We start from the raw sequence: 19,645 nt of genomic DNA, 5'->3' as shown, positions 1-19,645 counted from the left end.
TTAGGTGGCTCCGGGTTTGGTGGCAGGCCCATCCACCGGCTGCAGCGCTATGGTCAGATCCGCAGTCCCCCCCTGCTCCAGCCGCTTGCCCGCCGCGATGACCTGCTCCGGCATCAGCTCGATCAGGCACTTGAGGTGGCCGAACTTGCAGGTGCGCTTGAAGCAGGGGCGGCACTCGATGTCGGTGTGCACGATTTCCACCCTGTCCGCCAGGGGCGGGGTGTAGAGGGGCGAGGTGGAGCCGTAGACGCCGATCAGCGGCCGGTTGAGGGCGGCGGCGACGTGCATCAGGCCGGAGTCATTGGCGATGACCCGTCCGGCCAGCGCCATCAGATCGATCGCCTCGTGCAGGCTGGTCTTGCCCGCCAGCACGTGACAGTTGGGGCGCGACAGGGGATTGATGCGATCGCGGATGGTGTTGGCCACCTCCACGTCCTTGCCGGAGCCGAAGATCCACACCTGCCAGCCCTCGTCCAGGTGCTTCTGGGCCACCACGGCGTAGTGCCCCTCGGGCCAGCGCTTGGCCGGGCCGAACTCGGCCCCCGGGCAGAGCACCAGCACGGGGCGGGCGCGATCCAGTCCGAGCCTCTCCAGCGCCTTGTCCTGATTGATGAGGTCCACGTGCAGTGACGGATGGGGGATGGTCGGGATGTCGGCCCGGCTCTTCATCTGCGCCTTGGGGTAGGCCAGGGCCAGGTAGCCCTCCACCATCAGCGGGAAGGCCTTCTTGTTGCTGCGCAGGTCGTTGAGCAGGCCGAAGCGATGCTCCCCCTTCCAGCCGGTGCGCACCGGGATATTGGCGAACCAGGGGATCAGCGCCGACTTCATGGAGTTGGGCTGGATGATGGCCTGATCGTAGCCCTCGGCCGCCAGCTGCTTGCCGAGCCGACGGCGGGCCCCCAGCTTGAAGTCACCGTGGCCAAGGGGCATGGGGATGGCCTTGTCCACCTCGGGCATCCGCTCCAGCAGGGCCACGCACCAGGCCGGCGCCATCACATGCAGCTCGCAGTCCGGGTGGTTGCTCTTGAGGGCCTTGTAGAGGCTCTGGGACATCACCATGTCGCCGACCCAGGAGGGGCCGATCACCAATATCTTCATCTCACACATCTCTCGGGTCAGGCCCGGCGGTTAATCGTTACTGGTCGAGATTATGCCCCAAGAATGGCCGGAGAAATAACAGAAGATCCCTCTCCCCCTCGCAAACAAGGCCCCCCAGGAGCGAATTGCACAGCCCTCTCCCGCTGCCCCGGCCGCGGTTTTAGGCTAGAATGGGCCCCAATTTGACCGTGGCCCGCCAGCCGGGCGCCAACGAGAGCCCATACCCGTGAACAAACCGACCCTGGCGGCCGTCCTGATCGTCAAGAATGAAGCCGACAACCTGCGCGCCTGCCTCGCCTCCCTCGGGGAGTTGGTGGATGAGATCGTCATCCTCGACTCCGGCAGCCAGGATGAGACCCCCACCATCGCCGCCGAATACGGCGCCCGCTTCTTCGTCAACGCCAACTGGCCGGGTTTCGGTCGCCAGCGCCGCCTCGCCCAGTCCCACGTGCAATCCGACTGGGTGCTGTGGCTGGATGCGGACGAGCGCCTCAGCCCCGAGCTCAAGGCCGCCATCACCGCCGTCATGGCCAACCCGGCCGAGGAGACCATCTACTCCATCCCGCGCCTCTCCTGGGTGTTCGGTCGCTTCATCCGCCACAGCGGCTGGTATCCGGACCGGGTGCTGCGGCTCTATCCCAAGGCGCTCACCAGCTACAACGAGGCCCTGGTACACGAGAAGGTGGAGGTACGCGCCAACATGAAGATCGTCAACCTGCACGGCGACCTGCTGCACTTCACCTACCGGGATCTGGAGCACTACCTGGTGAAGTCTGCCGGCTATGCCAGGGCCTGGGCCGATCAGCGCACCGCCCGCGGCAAGAAGGGCTCCCTCGGCCAGGGGCTGGTCCATGCACTGGGCTGCTTCCTCAAGATGTACCTGCTCAAAGCGGGCTTCCTCGACGGCAAGCAGGGGCTGCTGCTGGCCATCCTCTCCGCCCACTCCACCTTCGTGAAGTACGCCGACCTCTGGATCCGCCAGCAACCCCAGGCGCCGAAACAGGCGGGTAAGTAAGCCGCCACACAGACGGCGGCGGCGCGGCGGGCAAGAGACCGCACACCATGCTGCCACACCTAAAAAAACAGGGCCCATGACGGGCCCTGTTTGCATTCATCCGTTTTTTGTCTGCCAGAAGGGGGGAGCCCAGCGAGCGATCGCCGCCGCCATGGTCTTGGGATCGAGCTGGCTCATGTCCTCCGGGTGATCGCTGTCCTCCGGCGGGCTGAACGCCAGGTGACGGCCCTCGCTGTTGAGGGGGCGCCAGCGCAGCGGAGTGGCGGAGCGGTGACCCGGGAAGAAGCCTATGGTCGGCACATCCAGGGCTGCGGCGATGTGCAGCGGCCCGGTACTGCCCGCCACGAACAGGGCCGCATTGGCCATCACCTGGCAGAACTTCGGCAGCCCCTCGTCGGAGCGGTAGATCCAGCCGTTGCCACCGTGTGCTAGCAGCTCCGCCGCCAGTTGCTCGGCCTTGCCCTCCTCCCCCGGCCCCGCCGTCAGCACGCACTGCAGCTCGGGGCAGGCCTGGTTGAGCTTGATGATGAGGCGGGCATATTGCGGGATGGAGAGGTTGTTGGCCGAGCCGCCGCTGCCCGCGTGCACCATCAGCCAGGGACGGCTGGCATCCAGTTTCAGGCGGGTGGCGACCTGCTCACGCACCTGCTGCAGGCAGGCGGCATCGAAGCTGAGGTAGGGGGCGCTGGGCTCCACCGCGCTCAGCTGCTGGTCGGCGAGGAAGCGGCGGATGAGATCCAGGTTGTATTCATACTCCGGCTTCTGGGAGCGGGAGCGGCGCTGGACCAGGCGCTGGTTGTAGAGCACCTGAGCCAGCTTGGTGGCGGGTGCCAGCCGGTAGGGGATGTGCGCCTTCCACACCAGTTTGGCGTTGCGGGTGTTGGAGAAGAGGCAGATGGCGGCGTCGAAGGCGGCCGCCTTGATGCGGGCCAGCAGGGCACGCTGCTGCTCCTTGTCGGCCCGGGCGCCCGGATCCAGGATCACCTCGTCAATCCAGGGGCAGAGGCGGGCAAGGGGCGCCGTGTAGGCGGGCACCAGGGCAGTCACATGACAATCCATGGAGTCCTTGAGCATGGCGAAACTCGGCCAGGCCAGCATGAAGTCACCAATCTTGTCATTGCGTACTACCAGAATGCGTTTCATAAAAAATCCCTTTGCCTCCTGTCACCAATGCAGGATGGCTTGCTGCGCGGTGCCGGTATTCTTGCCTGATGGCGGGCTATTCTCAAGCGATGCGGCTCTCTCAGGCCAATTTGGGCTGCCAAAGGGGCCATCACACGCCAGATCCCGCACAAAACTCCGGCCATCCCAGTCGCGGCGACCCCGCAACTGCCCCTATAATGCGACCAAATTTCCCGGCTGCAGGAATCAGCGCCATGACCAACAAGGTAATTTATCCAGGCACCTTCGATCCCATCACCAACGGCCACACCGATCTGATCGAGCGGGCCGCCAGGCTGTTTGACGAGGTCGTGGTCGGGGTCGCCAACAGCCCGAGCAAGCGCCCCCTGTTCGATCTGGCGGAGCGCGTCCTGCTTGCCCAGCAGGTGACGGCACACCTGCCCAACGTCAAGGTGGTGGGCTTCTCCGGCCTGTTGGTGGATTTCGCCAAGACTCACCAGGCCAACGTGCTGATCCGGGGGCTGCGCGCCGTCTCGGACTTCGAGTACGAATTCCAGCTCGCCAACATGAACCGCCACCTGATGCCGGAACTGGAGAGCGTCTTCCTCACCCCATCGGCGGAGAACTCCTTCATCTCCTCCACCCTGGTGAAGGAAGTTGCCCTGCACGGCGGCGACATCCACCAGTTTGTCGCCCCCCTGGTGGCCAAGGCCATAGGCGCCAAGCTCGGAAAATGAAACAGGGAGGCTCGCCTCCCTGGTTGATCTTCTCCGCTCAGTCGCGGGCAAGGGCCTGCTGGCAAGCCAGCGCCAGCTCATCCAGCCACTGGTAGCGACGCCGGTACATGGCTCGCTTCTTGGTGGCCACCTCCTCCAGCGGCGTGCGCCCCGCCGGTTGCAGCCGCACGAAGTTCTCGTCCTGATCGACGGCGCCAAACTCCTGCCACAACTCGTCATAGTCGGCCTGCAGGCAGGCCTTCTTGCGCTTGCTGTAGCGTCTGGCCTGATAGATGTGCGCCTTCATCCGCACCGCCGTGACCCGGCTCGCCCCCATGGCCTGCCCCAGCGCCAGTACCATGATCACCACCAGCGACTTGGGCCTCAGGCCATGGCCGGCCTTGGTCAGCGCCCGCACCTGTTCCTGGGGCTGATGGACACAGGGCTCGGGTCCCTGTACCGAACCGATCACCACCGCCAGCTCGGCATCGCTGCCGGCCAGGGAGAAGGCGCAGCTATAGAGCCGCTCACCCCGTTCGTTGACGATGGAGAGGGCCAGCTCGGCCTCCCGGCGAAAGGTGCCGTCATGGCGCAGCACTATGCGGTAGTCGTGCTGGGGGAAACGCCCCAGCTCGATCCCCTCCCCCAGATAGAGTTGCTCGATGAGCGCCGGGTAGCGAGCCAGCAGCAGACGATAATGATCCTCCACCATGGCAGCCCGCTGGCTGACGGTGGAGCAGGCGAAGCGATAGGGGCGCATCGGCTTGTCGAGCAGCTCGGGGTAGTGAGCGGGCAGCGCCCTCAGCGGCTCGGTCAGGAACAGCTCGTACACCCGGCTCAGCTGGGTGCGATAGAGCAGGCTGCGCAGCACAAACTTGGTGCGATTGAAGGTCTTGCGGGCGCTCTCCTCGGGGTAGAGGTAGCGGGCCATTTTTTGGGCACAAAAGTGCCCCTGCCGGGACAAATGATCCCAGTCTATTGATTTTGTTGTCATTTTTCATCTCGTCTTGCCTGAACGGACGAGATACTAGAAATGAGCGGTCAAATTCTCAACAGACTGGCAATACTCTCTTACAACATCGCCGTTTTAGCGAAAAATAGTGCCCATCACCGCTGGCAATGTGAACAAAATACGGTCGTTCGTTGTCCAAGGCGGATTTCGCTCAGCAGGGTGTGGCAGTGGAAGCAGGGCTGACCCCCACGGCCATAGACCTGCAACTGCTGCACGAAGTAACCCGGCTTGCCGTCGGCGCTGGTGAAATCCTTGAGGGTGGTGCCCCCCTGCACGATGGCCGCCGCCAGCACCCGCTTGATCTCGGCCACCAGGGTCCCCAGCCTCTCGGCACTGATGTTGCCCACCGCTCGCTTGGGGTGAATGCCGGCGGCATAGAGCGCCTCGTTGGCGTAGATGTTGCCGACTCCCACCACCACGTGATTGTCCATCAGGAAGGTCTTGATGGCGGTGCTGCGCCCCTTGGCCCGCTCCCGCAGATAGTCGGCGCTGAACGCATCGGTGAGGGGTTCGGGGCCGAGCTTGGCCAGCAGGGCGTGCGCCTCCGCCGGCTCGCGGGTCCACAGCAGGGCGCCGAAGCGGCGGGGATCGTTGAGCCGCAGCAGCTTGCCGTTGGCGAGCTCGATATCCACATGGTCGTGCTTCTCGGCCGGGGTGCCGATGTCCAGCACCCGCAGGCTGCCGGACATGCCCAGGTGCAGGATGGCGGTGCCAAAATCGGTCTCCAGCAGCAGGTACTTGGCACGGCGGCTGACCCTGTGGATGGTGAGATCCACCAGCTCCTGGATCTCCCCGGGCACCGGCCAGCGCAGCCGACCGTCCCGCACCACCACCCGGGTGACCTTGATGCCGGTGAGCCAGGGAGAGATGCCCTGGCGGCTGACTTCGACTTCCGGTAATTCAGGCATAAGTGACTCTCGCGCTAACAGTGGATCAGGGGGTGGGCCGCAGCAGGTTGCGGTACTGCTCCGGGCTCAGCTCGAGCCAGGTCGAGGGAGGGAGCAGGGCGGCAAACTTGCCGTTGTCCTGATAGAGCCCCACCTCGATGGGATCGCTCTGGCCGGCGACCCAGATCTTGAGACTGACGGGGTTGCCGCGCACCGGCTGGCCGGGGGGCAGCAGCCAGCCCTGCCAGGCCTCGATATGGGCGGCCAGCTGATCGCTGCCAAGCCCGAGATCCGGCCCGCTGCGCCAGCCCTGACCGATGCGTTCTATCTGCCAGCTCGGCCCCTGCCAGGTCAACACCACGGCGGCCTCCGGCAGCAGGGGGCGTGACCGCTTGGCGCTGTTCTCCTGCTGGGCCTGATCCAGCCGGTGCAGCAGGGTAATCACGATCAGCACCGCCACTATGATCACGTTATTCCAGCCTTTGCGGCTCAATTTGAACATGGCAACTCTCCCTTTGAAGCGGCAGTGTACTGAATTGCGGCCATAAAAAAACCCGGCACAAGGCCGGGTTTTTAAGCAAATTCAAGTAATTACTTGATTTTGCCTTCTTTGTAGATCACATGCTGACGAATAACGGGATCAAATTTCTTGATCTCCATTTTTTCGGGCATGGTGCGCTTGTTCTTGGTAGTGGTATAGAAGTGACCAGTACCGGCGCTGGAGTTCAGGCGAATCTTATCGCGAATACCTTTAGCCATGATCTAATTCCTTATACCTTAACGCCGCTGGCACGCAGTTCAGCCAGAACCACTTCAACGCCGCGCTTGTCGATGATACGCATGCCTTTTGCGGATACGCGCAGGCTCACGAAGCGTTTTTCACTCTCAACCCAGAAACGGTGAGTGTGCAGGTTCGGCAGGAAACGACGCTTGGTAGCGTTGTTAGCGTGCGAACGGTTGTTACCAACTGCCGGGCGCTTGCCGGTTACTTGGCATACTCTAGACATGTCAGTCTCTCCAAATCTTACTTCATTGCTCGAGCAAATATCTGCCCCGCTGGCCTTCGATTGCGGGGCAAACAGAAGGCGGCATTTTATACAGCATCCGTGATCAAAGATCAACTAATACAGTGCCAGAGCCCAGTTTATAGCCAACCACGCTCTGCAAAAGAAACCGTGATGCCGTCACCGATCACCAAGTGATCCAGCACTCTGATATCGACCAGGGCCAGTGCGGCCAGGATACGATCCGTGATCTGGCGGTCGGCCCGGCTGGGCTCGGCCACGCCGGACGGGTGATTATGCGCCAGAATCACGGCGGCTGCATTATGTTTGAGCGCGATCTGCACGATTTCTCTGGGCCAGACGCTCGCCGCGTCCAGGGTGCCGTAAAAAAGTTCGACGAATTGAATGACTCTGTGCTGGTTATCCAGCAGCAGCAGGGCAAAGACCTCCCGCGGCCGATCCCGCAGCTGAGCTTGCAGATAGTCCCGGGTCAGCCGGGGCGAGGTGAGGGCCTCCCCCCGTTGCAACTGCTCCGCGAGATGGCGTTTGCCCATCTCCAGCACCGCCTGCAGCTGGGCATACTTGGCAGGCCCCAACCCATATGCCTCGCAGAAGACCCGCTGCTCGGCGCCGAGCAGCGCCCTCAGCGATCCGAACTGCTGCAGCAACTGGCGGGAGAGATCCACCGCGCTCAGGCCGTTGACCCCGGTGCGCAGGAAGATCGCCAGCAACTCCGCATCGGACAACGTCCCGGCTCCCCGCCGCAGCAGCTTCTCTCTGGGGCGCTCGTCCTCGGGCCACTCCTTGATGCTCATTTGTCTCTCCCTGCAGGCTGTTGAGGAAAAACATAGCAAAAAATCGCGGGAGCCCGAGCACAACTCCCCCATGTCAGCCTCTGTCGTCATCCCCAGCCTGTGGTATCTTAGCCGACCAGTTGAACCGCAAGAGATGGTGCAGATGAGATTGGCCGATAAACGCATCCTGTTGGGTGTCAGTGGTGGCATCGCCGCCTACAAGAGTGCCGAGCTGGTACGCCGCCTGAAGGATCAGGGGGCCGAGGTGCGGGTGGTCATGACCCGCTCCGCCAAGGAGTTCATCACCCCGCTGACCCTGCAGGCCGTCTCCGGTCATCCGGTCGCCGACAGCCTGCTGGATCCGGCCGCCGAGGCGGGTATGGGCCACATCGAGCTGGCCAAATGGGCCGATCTGGTGCTGATCGCCCCCGCCAGCGCCAACCTGATGGCCCGCATGGCCGCCGGCATGGCGGACGAGCTGCTGACCACCCTCTGTCTGGCCACCCCGGCAACCGTGGCGCTGGCCCCCGCCATGAACCAGCAGATGTATCGCAACGCCGCCACCCAGGCCAATCTGGAGACCCTGGCCGGCCGTGGCATCCTGCTGTGGGGGCCGGATTCCGGCAGCCAGGCCTGCGGCGACGTGGGTCCGGGCAGGATGCTGGATCCCCTCGAGCTGGTGGAGCGCTGCTGCCAGCAGCTCGCCGCCGACCCCCTGCTGGCCGGCGTCCGTCTGCTGCTCACCGCCGGCCCGACCCGGGAGGCGCTGGATCCGGTGCGCTACATCAGCAACCACAGCTCCGGCAAGATGGGCTACGCCATCGCCCGCGCCGCCCGTGAGGCAGGCGCCGAGGTGACCCTGGTGAGTGGCCCAGTCGCTCTGGCCACGCCGCAAGGGGTGGAGCGAGTCGATGTGGAGAGCGCCGAGCAGATGCATCAGGCGGTGATGAGCCGGGTGGGCGAGTGCGATCTCTTCATCGGCTGCGCCGCCGTGGCGGACTACCGCCCCGAACGGGTGGCCGAGCAGAAGATCAAGAAGACGGGCGACAACGACCGGATGGCGCTGACCCTGGTCAAGAACCCGGACATCATCGCCGCCGTGGGGGCGCTGGCAGACAAGCCCTTCACCGTCGGATTTGCCGCCGAAACCGTGGATGTGGAACAATACGCCCTCGACAAACTTCGACGCAAACGGCTGGACATGATCGCCGCCAACGACGTGTCCCGCGCGGGCCAGGGCTTCAATGCCGATGACAACGCCCTGACGGTGTTCTGGCAAGGGGGTCAAGCCCCGCTGCCCCTTGCCGATAAGCTGACGCTGGCCCGTCATCTCATCGCCTTGATCGCGCGCCACTATCGCTCCTGAGCAGCGGCGCCAAGCGATCCGATCGCCCTTCGCGATCCCGACAAACCGATTCAGCGAGAGCTGGCGCAGCCTGCACCAGCTCTCGCAGCAAAATTCACTGTTCCATTCGATCGTCACAGTGCGATCTCATTGAAAAGCGATTCATGAACACACAAATTGAACTGAAAATCCTGGATGCCCGCATCGGCACCGACTTCCCGCTGCCTGCCTACGCCACCCCGGGATCCGCCGGCATGGATCTGCGCGCCCTGCTGGATGCCCCCCTGATCCTGGCACCGGGTGACACCACCTTGGTACCGACCGGCCTGGCCATCCACATCCAGGATCCCGGCCTGTGCGCCACCATACTGCCCCGCTCCGGTCTGGGCCATAAGCACGGCATAGTGCTTGGCAACCTGGTGGGTCTCATCGACTCCGACTACCAGGGTCAGCTGATGGTCTCGGTCTGGAACCGCGGCAACGACAGCTTCACCATGCAGCCCGGCGAGCGCATCGCCCAGCTGGTGATCCTGCCGGTGGTGCAGGCCAGCTTCCAGCTGGTCGACGAGTTCAACCAGAGTGAACGGGGTGAAGGCGGGTTTGGTTCTTCTGGTCGCCAATAACAAGACCACACGGGCCCCTTGGGCCTGTGCCTAATAACGGAATCAAGCCATTGTTTTTTTAGGGGAATCCATGGCAAGCAGTAACCAGAAACAGAGTCGGCGCGATCAGATCCTGCAGGCACTCGCCCATATGCTGGAAACCAGCCCGGGCCAGCGCATCACCACCGCCCGCCTCGCGGCCGAGGTGGGCGTATCCGAGGCGGCGCTCTATCGGCACTTTCCCAGCAAGGCTCGGATGTTTGAGGGGCTGATCGACTTTATCGAGGATTCCCTGCTGTCACGGGTCAACCTGATCATGGCCGAAGAGAAGGACACCATGGCCCGCTGCCATCACATCCTGCAGCTGCTGCTGGTGTTCGCCGAGCGCAATCCCGGCATCACCCGCATCCTCAATGGCGACGCCCTGCTGGGGGAGCATGACCGGCTGCGGGATCGCATCAGCGCTCTGTTCGACAAGCTGGAGACCCAGCTCAAGCAGGCGCTGCGGGAGAAGCGGTTGCGGGAGGGTCAAGGCTTCCAGCTCGACGAGACCATGCTGGCCAACCTGTTGCTGGCCTACGCCGAAGGCCGCATCAGCCAGTTCGTCCGCTCCGAGTTCAAGCTCAAGCCCACCGCCGGCTTCGAAGATCAGTGGCAGTTTATGCGCAGCCAGCTGCTGCAAAGCTGAGTCAGAGGGGCGAAGCGACCACGGCAACCGCCCAGTCCCATCACGGGGTTTGAGGATCGGTGGCCGTCGATGGGCAGCTCCTTGCTGCCAGGCTGAGCCATACTGGTGGGTGCGAAGCGGGAGGCCTTGGCCTCCCTTGTTTTTTGTGGCAAAAAAGAACGGGTGAGCACCAGATGCGACCCAAGCTGTCGCGTTCCAGTGTTAGATTCACGCGCCATAAACCTTTACACCAACAGGAAATCCTATGGAACCCGAGATCATCACAGAAGCGCAGACCTGGCTGGTCAACAACCAGGGACTGATCATCGAGTACGCGGTCAACATCGCCGCCGCCCTGCTCACCCTGCTGGTCGGTTACATCGCCGCCAATATCATCAGCGGTGGCGTCACCAAGGTGATGCACACCCGCAAGCTGGACACCACTGTCACCCACTTCGTCGGCAGCATCCTCAAGTACACCATCCTGGTGTTCGTGGTGATCGCGGCCCTGGGCCGGGTCGGGGTGCAGACCGCCTCCTTCGTCGCCATCATAGGTGCCGCCGGTCTGGCCATCGGTCTGGCGCTGCAGGGGTCCCTCTCCAACTTCGCCGCCGGTTTCCTGCTGATCATCTTCCGTCCCATCAAGGCCGGTGAATTCATCGAGGTGGCTGGTACCAACGGCGTGGTGCAGGCCGTGCAGCTGTTCACCACCACTCTCACCTCCGCCGACAACAAGATGGTGGTGGTACCGAACTCCGCCATCCTCAACGGCACCATAGTCAACTATTCCCGCATGGACACCCGTCGGGTCGACATGACCTTCGGCATCGGCTATGGCTCGGATCTGCGCAAGGCCAAGCAGATCCTGGAGCGTCTGGTGAATGAAGAGGCCCGCATCCTGAAGGATCCGGCCGTCACCATCGCCGTCGCCGCCCTGGCGGACTCCTCGGTCAATATCGTGGTGCGTCCCTGGGTCAAGACCGCCGACTATTGGGGCGTCTGGTTCGACTTCCACGAGAAGGTGAAGCTGGCGTTCGATGCCGAAGGCGTCGAGATCCCCTTCCCCCAGATGGTCATGCACATGCAAAAGCCCCAGGCTTGATAGCAGATCTGATGACGACAATGCCAGCCTTCGGGCTGGCATTGTCGTTTCTGGCGTTCGGCCACAAAACCGGCCACCCGGCCGGCATCGGATTCAGCTCGGATCAGCCGGCGGCCGGGCCGCACTCAGGCCAGCCGGCGCGCCACCCGGTTGAGCAGCGGCTGCACCAGCACATAACCCCCCAGCACGGCCCCCATCGCCGCCAGCACCCGCATCTCCAGGGTCGGGGCAGCCGTGGTCAATGCCAGGGTCAGCAGGCCGATGAGGCCGGTGGCGATCAGGCTCAGGGCAAACAGGGACAATACGCGTTTCATGTCGATCTCCTCGTTCCAACAACAGTGGCCATCCCTGGGAGAATCGTCCATCCGGGCAAATAGTAACCGGCTCCGGACGGAGCAAGTTTGCGTTTGCGCATAAAACAGGCGAAAAGATGTCTTGCCGGGAGTGCTTTACGGGAATGGGAGCCAATCCTCCCCAGCCCAGAACTGAAAGCCTTTTCGCCACCGCCAAGACGGGTGAAGCATGCGCAAACGCAAGATCCCGGCGGCTTTGCTGACTCATAATCACCGCGTTTTGGTTGTAAACTCCCTCGATGACAGACAATTGGTAATGCTCTGTTACACGAGCCGCACAATGGGCTCGGTATAATGGGCCCGGTATAGTGCTCGAATAATAAGGTTTGGCGGGAGCCTTGCCTGCAGGGTTCAAACACAACGTGGAAGACTGATAATCCTATGAAAAACATCAATCCAACCCAGACCCAGGCCTGGCAGGCGCTGGAAACCCACTTCGCGGCGCACAAAGAGACGCGTCTCAAGGATCTGTTCGCACAGGATCCCAAGCGCTTCGACAAGTTCTCCCTCACCTTCGGTGGCGACATCCTGGTCGACTACTCCAAGAACCTGATCACCGAGGAGACACTCGGTCTGCTGATCGATCTGGCCAAGGAGACCGATCTGCGCGGTGCCATCGACGCCATGTTCAACGGTGACAAGATCAACATGACCGAAGGCCGCGCCGTGCTGCACACCGCCCTGCGCAACCGCTCCGATCGTCCGGTTCTGGTGGATGGCAAGGATGTGATGCCGGACGTGAACGCCGTGCTGGCCAAGATGAAGGGCTTCTGCGAGAAGGTGATCGGTGGCGAGTGGAAGGGCTACACCGGCAAACCGATCCAGCACGTGGTCAACATCGGCATCGGCGGCTCGGACCTCGGCCCCGTCATGATCACCGAGGCGCTGCGTCCCTACAAGAATCACCTGGAGATGCACTTCGTCTCCAACGTCGACGGCACCCACATCGCCGAGACGCTCAAGAAGATCGATCCGGAAACCACCTTGTTCCTGGTGGCCTCCAAGACCTTCACCACCCAGGAGACCATGACCAACGCCCTGACCGCCCGCGACTGGTTCATCCAGATCGCCGGTGACAAGGCCCACGTCGCCAAGCACTTCGCGGCGCTCTCCACCAACGGCAAGGCCGTGGCCGAGTTCGGCATCGATACCGACAACATGTTCGAGTTCTGGGACTGGGTCGGCGGTCGCTACTCCTCCTGGTCCGCCATCGGCATGCCCATCGCGCTGTCCCTCGGTTTCGAGCACTTCGAAGCCCTGCTGCAAGGCGCCTTCGAGATGGACATGCACTTCGCCACCTCCGCCTTCGAGCAGAACGTGCCCGTGCTGCTGGCGCTCATTGGCCTCTGGTACAACAACTTCCACGGTGCCGAGTCCGAGGCGATCCTGCCGTACGATCAGTACATGCACCGCTTCCCTGCCTACTTCCAGCAGGGCAACATGGAGTCCAACGGCAAGTTCACCGATCGCAACGGCAACAAGGTCGACTACCAGACCGGCCCCATCATCTGGGGTGAGCCGGGCACCAACGGCCAGCACGCCTTCTACCAGCTGATCCACCAGGGCACCAAGCTGATCCCCTGCGATTTCCTGGCGCCTGCCATCAGCCACAACCCCATCGGCGACCACCATCCGAAACTGCTGGCCAACTTCTTCGCCCAGACCGAGGCCCTGGCCTTCGGCAAGAACAAGGAACAGGTCGAGGCCGAGTTCCTGGCCGCCGGCAAGACGCTGGAGCAGGTTAAAGACCTGGTGCCGTTCAAGGTGTTCGAAGGCAACCGCCCGACCAACAGCATCTTGTTCAAGAGCCTGACCCCGAAGACGCTGGGTGCCCTGATCGCCATGTACGAGCACAAGATCTTCGTGCAGGGCGCCATCCTGAACATCTTCAGCTTCGATCAGTGGGGCGTGGAGCTGGGCAAGCAGCTGGCCAACAAGATACTGCCGGAGCTGACCACAGACGCGGCCGTCACCAGCCACGACTGCTCCACCAATGGCCTCATCAACACCTGGAAAGCCTGGAAAGCCTGAGTTCTCTCGCCTTCCTGAATGCAAAAGCCCCGCTCATTGAGCGGGGCTTTTTTATTGCCGGTCACGATCGTCTGCGGCCAAGCTGACGGCTGCACGATTCGGACATCCGGCCAGGTGTCTAAGCCAGCCAGTAACGGGGATCGTCATCCCCGCCCCTCCTCATGCCTGTTCGTTAAGGCTTAACCGCCGACGGCGATACGTTTCATGTCCTTCATGTAGCCGCGCAGGGTATGGCCGATCGCTTCGATCGGGTGGCTACGGGTCGCCTCGTTGGCGGCCAGCAGGGCCAGGTTGTCCACCGCCTTCGGCTCGGCGCGGCCGCTGCCCAGGTCCCCTGCTTGCAGGGTCGGCATAAAGTGCTCGCGCAGCAACGGTACGGCGGCGTTGGCGAACAGGTAGTTACCGTATTCGGCGGTATCGGAGATCACCACGTTCATCTCGTACAGGCGCTTGCGGGCGACGGTATTGGCGATGAGCGGCAGCTCGTGCAGGGATTCGTAGTAGGCGGACTCCTCATAGATGCCGGAAGCCACCATGGTCTCGAACGCCAGCTCCACACCCGCCTTGACCATGGCCACCATGACCACGCCATTGTCGAAGTACTCCTGCTCGGCAATCTTGCCAGCAAAAGCCGGGGCATTCTCGAAGGCAGACTTGCCGGTCTCTTCGCGCCAGCCAAACAGCTTGGCGTCGTCTTCGGCCCAGTCGGCCATCATGCCACGGGAGAACTCGCCGGCGATGATGTCGTCCATGTGCTTCTCGAACAGCGGGCGCATCAGGGTACGCAGTTGCTCGGACAGCTCGAAGGCACGCAGCTTGGCCGGGTTGGACAGACGGTCCATCATCAGGCTGATGCCACCCTGCTTCAGGGCTTCGGTGATGGTTTCCCAGCCGAACTGGATCAGCTTGCCGGCGTAGGCCGGGTCTGTGCCCTCGGCGACCAGCTTGTCATAGCACAGCAGGGAACCGGCCTGCAGCATGCCGCACAGAATGGTCTGCTCGCCCATCAGGTCTGATTTCACTTCCGCCACGAAGGAGGACTCCAGCACCCCGGCACGGTCGCCGCCGGTGGCGGAGGCCCAGGCCTTGGCGATGGCCATGCCCTCGCCCTGGGGATCGTTCTCCGGGTGTACCGCGATCAGGGTCGGTACGCCGAAGCCACGCTTGTACTCCTCACGCACCTCGGTACCCGGGCACTTGGGCGCCACCATGACGACGGTGATGTCGGAGCGGATCTGCTGACCCTCTTCCACCACGTTGAAGCCGTGGGAGTAGCCCAGGGCCGCCCCCTGCTTCATCAGCGGCATCACGGTCTTGACCACGTCGGAGTGCTGCTTGTCAGGGGTCAGGTTCAGCACCAGATCGGCGGCGGGGATCAGCTCCTCATAGGTGCCGACCACGAAACCATTGTCGGTGGCCTTCTGCCAGGAGGCGCGCTTCTCGGTGATGGCGGCCTTGCGCAGGGCGTAGGAAATATCCAGCCCGGAGTCGCGCATGTTCAGCCCCTGGTTCAGACCCTGGGCGCCACAACCCACAATCACCACCTGCTTGCCCTTGAGCGCCGCACAACCGTCAGCGAACTCTTCGCGCTGCATGAAACGACACTTGCCCAGCTGGGCCAACTGCTGACGCAGGTTCAGGGTGTTGAAATAATTAGCCATGGTGATTGCTCCGTTCGATTGATTCCATGCCGGATGACGGCGTTGTCGAAACCACTATAGCGCGGGACACTTATTGCCTGAACTGATATATTCGAAACAGTACGTTGCAAGAATTGAAAGATGATTCTGCGCAACCTCACCGATTTCTCCCCCCACATCGGCGGCCGCCGCTGCAGGAATTGAAAGATGGATCTTCGCAATCTCGAGCTGTTTCTCCACCTCGCCGACTCTCTCCACTTCGGCAAGAGTGCCGACGCCATGGCGGTCAGCCCCTCCACCCTGAGCCGCGCCATCCAGCGGTTGGAGCAGGAGACCGGCTGCGTGCTGTTCGAGCGGGACAACCGCAGCGTGCGGCTCACCCCCGCCGGCGAGAAGCTGCGGGAGTTCGGCGGCAGCCTGCTGCAGGAGTGGCGGCGACTCAAGCAGGAGCTCAGACGCAGCGATGAGCCTCTGCAGGGGCGGCTGCGGGTGTTCTGCTCTGTCACCGCCAGCTACTTCCTGCTACCCGAGGTGCTTGAACGCTTTCGTCGCCGCTATCCCCAACTCGAAATAAAACTCGAGACCGGTGACCCTGCGCTGGCGGTGGACAAGATACTGGCGGACGAGGCGGATCTCGCCATCGCCGCGCGCCCCGATGCGCTCTCCGCCAAGCTGGAATTCGCCAGCCTGCAGCAGGTGCCCCTGGTGTTTATCGCCCCCAGGAGTACGCCTCCCGCCCACTGGTACCACAATGGCGCGCCGGACTGGGAGCGGATGCCCCTCATCCTCTCCGAGCAAGGGCTGGCTCGAAAGCGCTGCGATCAGTGGCTGCGCAACAAGGGCATAGCCCCCAACATCTACGCCGAGGTCGCCGGCAACGAGGGCATAGTCGCCATGGTGGCGCTCGGTTTCGGGGTAGGCCTGGTACCTGCGGCGGTGATCGATCACAGCCCCATGGGGGACAAGGTGCGCATCGTCGAGCCCAAACCGGCGCTCAAACCGTTCGATGTGGGCATCGCCGTGCTCAAGAAACGGCTGGAGGAGCCACTGATCCGCGCCTTCTGGGACACGGCCCGCGGCCAAGGGGGCCGCTGAAGCCATGGGCAGCTCATTTACGCCACAATACCAGTGTCAAATGTATCAGTATGAAAGCGGCAAAGAAGGTAAGAGACTGACGCGACGTGACCAGCCTGCGAAGAAGGAGCGCGCCATGCAACATCTTGTCGAGATCAAGGGTTCCCATCTGTTTGAAGAGTACCTCCACAGCCTGGGGGTCAGCCGCTGCAAGCTCGATAGGGAGCAGGAGATCTATGTGCAGGACAAGCACCTGGCCACGGTGCGGCGCATACAGGGGGAGCTGAGGTTTTATCTGCGCGCCAGTGCCCTAGTCCGGTCGTGATCCGCAATGGGTCACAGTAAGCACTCAAAAAGCGTATTAGACTGGCACCATCCGTCACCCTCGTCCCGGGGGTAGCCAAGAGGTGTGCCCATGAAACCAAGCGGCCTGGACCGGCTCTTCAAACCCCAATCCATCGCCGTCATCGGCGCCTCCAGCGATCCGCAGAAGGCCGGCCAGGTGGTGATAAGACACCTGCTGGCGGGCCAGTTCAAGGGCCCCATACTGCCGGTCAGCCCCCACAGCCAGGCCATCGCCGGCGTGCTCGCCTATCCCGATATCCCGAGCCTGCCGCTCGCGCCCGATCTCGCCATCGTCTGCACCAAACGCGAGCGGGTGTTGGGGATCATCGAGGAGCTCGGCATGAAGGGAGCTGGTGCCGCCATCATTTTGGCCGCCCAGTTTCCGGCCGAGGATCGCCTGCAGTTGAAACGGCTCTGCCGCCAGTACGGTATCCGCCTGCTCGGTCCCAACAGCATGGGGATGCTGCTGCCGGGTCAGGGCATCAACGCCAGCTTCTCCCCCATCGCCGCCACCCCGGGGCAAGTGGCCTTTTTGTCCCAATCCGCGGCGGTCAGCACCACCATTCTCGACTGGGCCAAGCAGCGTGAACTCGGCTTCTCGGCCTTCGTGTCTCTCGGGGATCACTGCGACATCGACTTCGGCCAGCTGCTGGATCAGCTCTCTCGCGACGGCACCACCCGCGCCATCCTGATCTACATGGACAAGCTGCACGATGCGCGCCACTTCCTCTCGGCGGCACGGGCAGCCTCGCGCAACAAGCCGATCCTGGTGCTCAAGAGCGGCCGCCACGATCCGACCAACGGCCTCGACAACGTCTATGACGCCGCCATCCGCCGGGCCGGCATGCTACGGGTGCGGGACACCCACGAGCTGTTCGCCACCGTCGAGACCCTGAGCCACTCCTTGACCCTCAAGGGGGAGCGGCTCGCCATCCTCTCCAATGGCCGTGGCCTCGCCAACATGGCCGCCGACGTGCTGCTGGAGCGCGGTGGCAAGCTGGCCATGGCACCGCTGGACATCGGCAGTGACGCCGACATAGAGGCGTATCGCGGCACCTTGGACGAGCTGCTGCAAGGGGACAAGGCCGACGCCATATTGCTGATCCACGCCCCTTCGCTGACCGCCCGCGGCGCCACCCTGGCCGATAACCTGATCACCTTCATCAAGCAGCACCCCAGGGCCAGGCGCTTCAACATCCTCACCAACTGGGCGGGAGAGTATTCTGCCCAGGAGGGCCGCCGCCTGTTTAACGAGGCGGGGATCCCGACTTATCGCACCCCGGAGAGCGCCGTCGCCGCCTTCATGCACATGGTGGAATATCGCCGCAACCAGAAGCAGCTGATGGAGACGCCCGCCTCCCTGCAGGGGGGAAGACTCGATGTCGAGCGTTGCCAGCAGCTGATCCGCCAGGCGCAGGAACGCAAACAGAGGGTACTCGATACCCATCTGGCCCAACCCATCATGCAGGCCGCCGGCCTCGCCACCCTGCCGACCTGGATCGTCTCGGACGCCATCGAGGCAGCCCTGACCGCAGAGCAGATAGGCTACCCGGTGGCGGTGAAACTGCGCTCCCCGGACATTGCCCATAAATCCGATGTTCACGGTGTCATGTTGAACTTGCGCACCTCGGCCGAGGTAGCCCAGGCGGCGGATGCCATCCTGGACCGGGTACGCCAACACGATCCGGGCGCGCGTATAGAAGGCCTGCTGGTGCAACGCATGGCACGCCGCAGCGGCGGCCTGGAACTGCGTATTCGCCTGCAACAGGACCCCGTGTTCGGCCCCGTCATCCTGCTCGGGGAATCCGGCGCCGAGCCACACCAGATGGTCGCGGCTCTGCCGCCGCTGAACCAGGCGCTGGCTCGCGACCAGATCATCGGCGCCCTCAAGAGCGGCAAGATCCGCGAGCAGGCCACCCCCGTGCGGCTCGATATGGATGCGCTCGGCCAGGTGCTGTGCCAGCTGTCGGAGCTGCTGCTAGCCTTCCCCGAGATCCAGGAACTGGACCTGCATCCGCTGCAGGCCTGCGGCGAGGAGATGGTGATCCTGGATGCCAGACTGGTGCTGATGGAAAAAGGCCAGCAAGCGCTGCCACTGGCCATCCGCCCCTATCCCACCGAGCTGGAAGAGGGCGCCTGGCTCAAGGATCAGAGCCATGTCCTGCTGCGCCCGATCCGGCCGGAAGACGAGCCCGCCCACAAGGCGTTCGTGCTCCAGGTCTCCGATGAAGATAGGTACAAGCGTTTCTTCGCCGATGTTGGGGAGCTGGGCCATGAAGAGCTGGCCCGCATGACCCAGATCGACTACGACCGGGAGATGGCCTTCGTCGCCGTTGGCCAGGATGGCGCCTTCGACCAGCAGATCCTGGGGGTGGTGCGGGCCATCTCCACACCGGATCTCGCCGATGCGGAATTTGCCATCCTGGTGCGCTCCGACTTGAAGGGAATGGGTCTCGGCAAGCTGATGATGGAGAAGATCGCCCGTTACGCCCGCGAACGCGGCATAGGTCAGCTCTCCGGCATGACCATGCCGAGCAATCGCGGCATGATCAACCTGGCCAAGCGGCTGGGTTTCCAGATCGATATCCAGCTAGAGGACGGGGTCGTGAATATGCTGCTACCCTGCGGAGAGCAGAGCTAACATGATCGGTAAAATGGTGGGAAGGCAGGGATTTATAGCGTAAAAATGATAAATTTCAGCCAATAAAAAAGCCCGCTCAGATGAGCGGGCTTCTTCAATTGGGTGCCTGGCAGTGTCCTACTCTCGCATGGCGAATGCCACACTACCATCGGCGCTACCGCGTTTCACTTCTGAGTTCGGCATGGGATCAGGTGGTT

At 63.0% G+C, this 19,645-nt stretch carries 20 protein-coding genes and 1 rRNA gene; 10 read left to right on the top strand and 11 right to left on the bottom strand.

All coding sequences use genetic code 11. The features are described 5' to 3' along the window. Positions 1-1,098: a lipopolysaccharide heptosyltransferase II gene (waaF, locus tag ACRCYW_RS18060; RefSeq protein ID WP_438551398.1), complete on the bottom strand. Its 1,098-nt coding sequence runs from the start codon at positions 1,096-1,098 to the stop codon at positions 1-3. A gap of 226 nt (positions 1,099-1,324) precedes the next feature. Here waaF and ACRCYW_RS18055 point away from each other — a divergent pair, with 226 nt between their 5' ends. Continuing rightward, positions 1,325-2,113, top strand: coding sequence for a glycosyltransferase family 2 protein (locus tag ACRCYW_RS18055; RefSeq protein ID WP_438551397.1), 789 nt, complete (start codon positions 1,325-1,327; stop codon positions 2,111-2,113). 96 nt (positions 2,114-2,209) lie between these two features. Here the strand turns inward: ACRCYW_RS18055 and ACRCYW_RS18050 are convergent, their stop codons facing one another. After that, a complete protein-coding gene (locus ACRCYW_RS18050) occupies positions 2,210-3,256 on the bottom strand; it encodes a glycosyltransferase family 9 protein (RefSeq protein WP_438551396.1) in 1,047 nt (348 codons plus the stop codon). 233 nt (positions 3,257-3,489) lie between these two features. Here ACRCYW_RS18050 and coaD point away from each other — a divergent pair, with 233 nt between their 5' ends. Then, the gene (gene coaD / locus ACRCYW_RS18045) at positions 3,490-3,972 is read left to right on the top strand and encodes a pantetheine-phosphate adenylyltransferase (RefSeq protein WP_438551395.1); all 483 of its coding nucleotides are present in this window, start codon (positions 3,490-3,492) and stop codon (positions 3,970-3,972) included. Positions 3,973-4,009: 37 nt separating this feature from the next. Here the strand turns inward: coaD and ACRCYW_RS18040 are convergent, their stop codons facing one another. From ACRCYW_RS18040 to radC, 6 genes are all read right to left on the bottom strand, one after another. Continuing rightward, complete coding sequence (locus ACRCYW_RS18040) at positions 4,010-4,945, bottom strand: VirK/YbjX family protein (protein ID WP_438551394.1); 936 nt, start codon at positions 4,943-4,945, stop codon at positions 4,010-4,012. Positions 4,946-5,058: 113 nt separating this feature from the next. Further along, positions 5,059-5,871, bottom strand: coding sequence for a bifunctional DNA-formamidopyrimidine glycosylase/DNA-(apurinic or apyrimidinic site) lyase (gene mutM / locus ACRCYW_RS18035; protein ID WP_438551393.1), 813 nt, complete (start codon positions 5,869-5,871; stop codon positions 5,059-5,061). 25 nt (positions 5,872-5,896) lie between these two features. Continuing rightward, positions 5,897-6,352, bottom strand: coding sequence for a hypothetical protein (locus tag ACRCYW_RS18030; protein ID WP_438551392.1), 456 nt, complete (start codon positions 6,350-6,352; stop codon positions 5,897-5,899). A gap of 89 nt (positions 6,353-6,441) precedes the next feature. Continuing rightward, positions 6,442-6,609, bottom strand: a complete 168-nt coding sequence (gene rpmG / locus ACRCYW_RS18025) for a 50S ribosomal protein L33 (protein WP_005323752.1) — start codon at positions 6,607-6,609, stop codon at positions 6,442-6,444. Between the two features lie 11 nt (positions 6,610-6,620). Next, the gene (gene rpmB / locus ACRCYW_RS18020) at positions 6,621-6,857 is read right to left on the bottom strand and encodes a 50S ribosomal protein L28 (RefSeq protein ID WP_005307492.1); all 237 of its coding nucleotides are present in this window, start codon (positions 6,855-6,857) and stop codon (positions 6,621-6,623) included. A 137-nt stretch (positions 6,858-6,994) separates the two neighbouring features. After that, positions 6,995-7,669 (bottom strand): RadC family protein, encoded by a 675-nt coding sequence (gene radC / locus ACRCYW_RS18015; RefSeq protein WP_349920329.1) that lies wholly within the window; start codon positions 7,667-7,669, stop codon positions 6,995-6,997. A 142-nt stretch (positions 7,670-7,811) separates the two neighbouring features. On the opposite strand from radC, the gene coaBC reads away from it, so the two are divergent. The 4 genes from coaBC to ACRCYW_RS17995 all read left to right on the top strand — a co-directional run bounded on the left by coaBC (position 7,812) and on the right by ACRCYW_RS17995 (position 11,364). Continuing rightward, positions 7,812-9,014 carry a bifunctional phosphopantothenoylcysteine decarboxylase/phosphopantothenate--cysteine ligase CoaBC gene (gene coaBC, locus ACRCYW_RS18010; protein ID WP_438551391.1) on the top strand — a complete coding sequence of 401 codons (1,203 nt, stop codon included), beginning with the start codon at positions 7,812-7,814 and terminating at the stop codon, positions 9,012-9,014. A gap of 143 nt (positions 9,015-9,157) precedes the next feature. Beyond that, positions 9,158-9,616 carry a dUTP diphosphatase gene (gene dut, locus ACRCYW_RS18005; protein WP_438551390.1) on the top strand — a complete coding sequence of 153 codons (459 nt, stop codon included), beginning with the start codon at positions 9,158-9,160 and terminating at the stop codon, positions 9,614-9,616. A gap of 70 nt (positions 9,617-9,686) precedes the next feature. Continuing rightward, on the top strand, positions 9,687-10,283 hold the full coding sequence (gene slmA, locus ACRCYW_RS18000) for a nucleoid occlusion factor SlmA (RefSeq protein ID WP_005323760.1): 597 nt from the start codon (positions 9,687-9,689) through the stop codon (positions 10,281-10,283). A gap of 244 nt (positions 10,284-10,527) precedes the next feature. After that, entirely contained in the window at positions 10,528-11,364 is an 837-nt protein-coding gene (locus tag ACRCYW_RS17995) for a mechanosensitive ion channel domain-containing protein (protein WP_438551389.1), read from the top strand. Between the two features lie 125 nt (positions 11,365-11,489). Here the strand turns inward: ACRCYW_RS17995 and ACRCYW_RS17990 are convergent, their stop codons facing one another. Further along, positions 11,490-11,678, bottom strand: coding sequence for a holin (locus ACRCYW_RS17990; protein ID WP_438551388.1), 189 nt, complete (start codon positions 11,676-11,678; stop codon positions 11,490-11,492). Between the two features lie 420 nt (positions 11,679-12,098). Between ACRCYW_RS17990 and pgi the strand changes: the two genes are divergently transcribed. Continuing rightward, positions 12,099-13,748 (top strand): glucose-6-phosphate isomerase, encoded by a 1,650-nt coding sequence (gene pgi / locus ACRCYW_RS17985; protein WP_438551387.1) that lies wholly within the window; start codon positions 12,099-12,101, stop codon positions 13,746-13,748. A 179-nt stretch (positions 13,749-13,927) separates the two neighbouring features. Here the strand turns inward: pgi and ilvC are convergent, their stop codons facing one another. Further along, a complete protein-coding gene (gene ilvC / locus ACRCYW_RS17980; RefSeq protein ID WP_438551386.1) occupies positions 13,928-15,409 on the bottom strand; it encodes a ketol-acid reductoisomerase in 1,482 nt (493 codons plus the stop codon). A 186-nt stretch (positions 15,410-15,595) separates the two neighbouring features. Between ilvC and ilvY the strand changes: the two genes are divergently transcribed. The 3 genes from ilvY (at position 15,596) to ACRCYW_RS17965 (ending at position 19,448) form a co-directional block, all read left to right on the top strand. Beyond that, positions 15,596-16,483 carry an HTH-type transcriptional activator IlvY gene (gene ilvY, locus ACRCYW_RS17975; protein WP_438551385.1) on the top strand — a complete coding sequence of 296 codons (888 nt, stop codon included), beginning with the start codon at positions 15,596-15,598 and terminating at the stop codon, positions 16,481-16,483. 115 nt (positions 16,484-16,598) lie between these two features. Further along, entirely contained in the window at positions 16,599-16,787 is a 189-nt protein-coding gene (locus ACRCYW_RS17970; RefSeq protein WP_438551384.1) for a hypothetical protein, read from the top strand. Between the two features lie 90 nt (positions 16,788-16,877). After that, positions 16,878-19,448, top strand: a complete 2,571-nt coding sequence (locus tag ACRCYW_RS17965; protein WP_438551383.1) for a bifunctional acetate--CoA ligase family protein/GNAT family N-acetyltransferase — start codon at positions 16,878-16,880, stop codon at positions 19,446-19,448. A 104-nt stretch (positions 19,449-19,552) separates the two neighbouring features. Here the strand turns inward: ACRCYW_RS17965 and rrf are convergent. Then, positions 19,553-19,645, bottom strand: a 5S ribosomal RNA gene (gene rrf / locus ACRCYW_RS17960); the annotation flags it as partial.

The sequence above is a fragment of the Aeromonas sp. genome (assembly GCF_051657805.1).
Lineage (GTDB): Bacteria > Pseudomonadota > Gammaproteobacteria > Enterobacterales > Aeromonadaceae > Aeromonas.
This window is presented reverse-complemented; position numbering and strand designations above follow the sequence as displayed.

What these genes read in the sequence shown, in the direction of transcription:
- ACRCYW_RS17995 (WP_438551389.1), top strand. Translation starts at nt 10,528, where the DNA reads ATGGAACCCGAGATCATCACAGAAGCGCAGACCTGGCTGGTCAACAAC.
- slmA (WP_005323760.1), top strand. Translation starts at nt 9,687, where the DNA reads ATGGCAAGCAGTAACCAGAAACAGAGTCGGCGCGATCAGATCCTGCAG.
- rpmG (WP_005323752.1), bottom strand. Translation starts at nt 6,609, where the DNA reads ATGGCTAAAGGTATTCGCGATAAGATTCGCCTGAACTCCAGCGCCGGT.
- mutM (WP_438551393.1), bottom strand. Translation starts at nt 5,871, where the DNA reads ATGCCTGAATTACCGGAAGTCGAAGTCAGCCGCCAGGGCATCTCTCCC.
- radC (WP_349920329.1), bottom strand. Translation starts at nt 7,669, where the DNA reads ATGAGCATCAAGGAGTGGCCCGAGGACGAGCGCCCCAGAGAGAAGCTG.
- coaBC (WP_438551391.1), top strand. Translation starts at nt 7,812, where the DNA reads ATGAGATTGGCCGATAAACGCATCCTGTTGGGTGTCAGTGGTGGCATC.
- ACRCYW_RS17965 (WP_438551383.1), top strand. Translation starts at nt 16,878, where the DNA reads ATGAAACCAAGCGGCCTGGACCGGCTCTTCAAACCCCAATCCATCGCC.
- waaF (WP_438551398.1), bottom strand. Translation starts at nt 1,098, where the DNA reads ATGAAGATATTGGTGATCGGCCCCTCCTGGGTCGGCGACATGGTGATG.
- ACRCYW_RS18050 (WP_438551396.1), bottom strand. Translation starts at nt 3,256, where the DNA reads ATGAAACGCATTCTGGTAGTACGCAATGACAAGATTGGTGACTTCATG.
- ilvC (WP_438551386.1), bottom strand. Translation starts at nt 15,409, where the DNA reads ATGGCTAATTATTTCAACACCCTGAACCTGCGTCAGCAGTTGGCCCAG.
- ACRCYW_RS17970 (WP_438551384.1), top strand. Translation starts at nt 16,599, where the DNA reads ATGCAACATCTTGTCGAGATCAAGGGTTCCCATCTGTTTGAAGAGTAC.
- ACRCYW_RS18040 (WP_438551394.1), bottom strand. Translation starts at nt 4,945, where the DNA reads ATGACAACAAAATCAATAGACTGGGATCATTTGTCCCGGCAGGGGCAC.
- coaD (WP_438551395.1), top strand. Translation starts at nt 3,490, where the DNA reads ATGACCAACAAGGTAATTTATCCAGGCACCTTCGATCCCATCACCAAC.
- pgi (WP_438551387.1), top strand. Translation starts at nt 12,099, where the DNA reads ATGAAAAACATCAATCCAACCCAGACCCAGGCCTGGCAGGCGCTGGAA.
- dut (WP_438551390.1), top strand. Translation starts at nt 9,158, where the DNA reads ATGAACACACAAATTGAACTGAAAATCCTGGATGCCCGCATCGGCACC.
- rpmB (WP_005307492.1), bottom strand. Translation starts at nt 6,857, where the DNA reads ATGTCTAGAGTATGCCAAGTAACCGGCAAGCGCCCGGCAGTTGGTAAC.
- ilvY (WP_438551385.1), top strand. Translation starts at nt 15,596, where the DNA reads ATGGATCTTCGCAATCTCGAGCTGTTTCTCCACCTCGCCGACTCTCTC.
- ACRCYW_RS18030 (WP_438551392.1), bottom strand. Translation starts at nt 6,352, where the DNA reads ATGTTCAAATTGAGCCGCAAAGGCTGGAATAACGTGATCATAGTGGCG.
- ACRCYW_RS17990 (WP_438551388.1), bottom strand. Translation starts at nt 11,678, where the DNA reads ATGAAACGCGTATTGTCCCTGTTTGCCCTGAGCCTGATCGCCACCGGC.